1 pseudogene is annotated in these 640 nt (G+C 66.9%); it reads left to right on the top strand.

Annotation, left to right across the window (positions count from 1 at the left end):
- Positions 1-68 precede the first annotated feature (68 nt).
- Positions 69-640, top strand: a pseudogene (locus DH10_RS01050) (IS66 family transposase); the annotation flags it as partial.

Genomic DNA, 640 nt, shown 5'->3' with positions numbered 1-640 from the left:
GCCGTCTTTGTTATGAGCCGCCACCGGGCTCGCGGTTTCTGGGGCGGACAAGGGATCTGACGATCGGGGTGCAGGTGGTCCGCTATCATCGGGACCGCTGGCGTTTGCCGAATGGCCGGATCGTCGTCGCTGCGCTGCCGGACGGGGTCGATGGGCACTTCGGTCTGGAGCTTCGGCGTCTGGTGCTGTCGCTTTATCACCAGGGTCAATCGACCGTGGAGCGGATCGTCGCGTTGCTGCGCGACTTCGGCGTGTCGATCTCCAAGCGCCAGGTCGTGCGGATCCTGACCGGCAAGATCGAGGCCTTCGTCGCCGAAGCGAAGCAGGTTCTGACGGCCGGGCTCGCTTCGGCCGGTTGGGTCAGCGTCGACGACACCGGGGCCCGCCATGGCGCGGTCAATGGCGTGTGCACGCAAATCGGCAATGACCGGTTCGCCGTGTTCACGACCACCAAGTCGAAGAGCCGGCTGAACTTCCTGCGGCTCCTGCACGGCGGGTCGGCCCGGGGGATCCTGAACGCCGCCTCACGCGCCTACATGCTGGAGCGCGGGCTGCCGGTGATCACGACGGATCTTCTGCATGCCGGGCGCGAGCCGTCCGGGTTCGAGGACGTGGCGTCATGGGACGCCCATCTACTCGC

Origin of the sequence: Mesorhizobium silamurunense, from assembly GCF_014843825.1 — a bacterium.
Classification (GTDB): Bacteria; Pseudomonadota; Alphaproteobacteria; order Rhizobiales; family Rhizobiaceae; genus Mesorhizobium; species Mesorhizobium silamurunense.
Note: the sequence above shows the minus strand (reverse complement) of the source record. Positions and strands in the feature narration are given on the sequence as shown.